The 1,602-nt window shown below is 62.4% G+C and carries 2 protein-coding genes; both read left to right on the forward strand.

Annotated elements, in window-relative coordinates; genetic code table 11:
- Positions 1-133: 133 nt before the first annotated feature.
- Positions 134-1,312 (forward strand): IS1249 family transposase, encoded by a 1,179-nt coding sequence (locus AC1AYX_RS10375; protein ID WP_476503407.1) that lies wholly within the window; start codon positions 134-136, stop codon positions 1,310-1,312.
- A gap of 30 nt (positions 1,313-1,342) precedes the next feature.
- Entirely contained in the window at positions 1,343-1,576 is a 234-nt protein-coding gene (locus AC1AYX_RS10380; protein WP_476503408.1) for a hypothetical protein, read from the forward strand.
- Positions 1,577-1,602: the final 26 nt, after the last annotated feature.

Genomic DNA, 1,602 nt, shown 5'->3' on the forward strand with positions numbered 1-1,602 from the left:
GGGCTATAGGAACCAAACGTGGTGTTTATGACCGGGGTTTGGCCTTGTGACAGTAGGCGTGTCGGGTTGGTTTTAACACGATGTCGCGTTAAAGACCGCCGGTTCGGCCGGCTGATGCCTGTTCGATGGGTGCATGAGGACGAAGTCGAAGAGGGCCCGGCTGTGCCCGGTATGCGGAAAACCGATGAGGAAGAACGGAAGGACGGCCGCCGGCTCCCAACGCTGGAAGTGCGCGAATTGCTCCCTGGGGACCACCGCGCCCAGGCCGGACAGGAAGCACGACGCCGACCTGCGAGCCTTCCTCGACTGGTTGCTTTCCGGCAGGACACAGGGTGACATGGGTCCGGGGCCGCGCGCGTTCCGCAAACGCATCCAATGGTGCTGGAACATCCGGCCCGTCATCCCGCCTCCGACGGCCGGACGCCATACGGTGATGGCGGATGGCACGTACATGAACCACGACTGGTGCCTGATCGTCGCGATCGACGGCGAGACGGGCGAGATACTGGGTTCCCAGTGGTGCTCGCATGAGTCGAAAGCGGCCTACATTGCACTGTTCTCCCGCATCCCCGCGCCCGACGTGCTGGTAACGGACGGCCTGCGCGGTGCGGAAAACGCCTGCCGTGAGGCATGGCCGGGCACGCGCATCCAGCGTTGTCTGGTGCACGTGCAGCGCAACACGAGGACCGACCTGACCTCAAAGCCCAGGCTTCAGGCGGGCAAGGAGCTCAAGAAACTCTCCGACCGGCTCACCAAGATCCATGACGCCGAGGACGCGGCCCGGTGGGGCGAGGCCCTCAACGCATGGCACATCCGCTGGAAGGACTTCATCAACGAACGCACCCTCGCGAAGGACGATCCCGCGAACCCGAAGGCCGTCAGGCAGGAGTGGTGGTGGACCCACCAGGAACTCAGGCGCTGCTACCGGAGATTGGAGAAGCTATTTCGCGAGGGCAAACTGTTCGCGTTCCTCGAGCCCTCGCTGACGGCGGGTGGACCGGTGGCGCGCACCACGAACCGGCTGGAGGGAGGCGTCAACTCGCCGATCAAGCACGTGCTCCTCGACCACCACGGGCTTCCCGAGGGACACATGAGACGCGCCTGCGAATGGGTATGCTACATGAAAAGCGGATCCCCGGACCCCACATCACTGATCAGGCCCGAACACTGGCGGCCCCTGGTCAGCGGCCACGCTCGGGACAAGGACGGCGACGATTCGCCGAAGCCCTATGACGACGGCATCCAGGCTAATAACCATGACGACCCCGCCAACGAACCCGGCTTCTATATCCGCAAGGGACACGTCCGTTGACCCGCAGACCGACGCGCATAGCCGTCATGCATGGAAATCATTGAATTCGCCATGCAATTAACGCAAAGCCTGATCGACATGATCGCGATCCTCATCCCTTCCGCGAATGGCAGCGCCATGAACATCACCCGCGTTGGCGTCGACTTGGCCTGCGCCATCATCGGCATCACGGGAATCATCCATCGAGCTTCGGCCTGGATGCAAAAGGAAAGGAAGACAACGGAAATCCTGCGACAGCATCCACACCACGCCCGGGATTTCTAAAACACCACGTTTGGTTCCTATAACCC

Source organism: Bifidobacterium sp. LH_419, assembly GCF_056356955.1.

Coding starts and splice junctions, on each gene's coding strand:
- AC1AYX_RS10380 (WP_476503408.1), top strand. CDS start 1,343: ATGGAAATCATTGAATTCGCCATGCAATTAACGCAAAGCCTGATCGAC.
- AC1AYX_RS10375 (WP_476503407.1), top strand. CDS start 134: ATGAGGACGAAGTCGAAGAGGGCCCGGCTGTGCCCGGTATGCGGAAAA.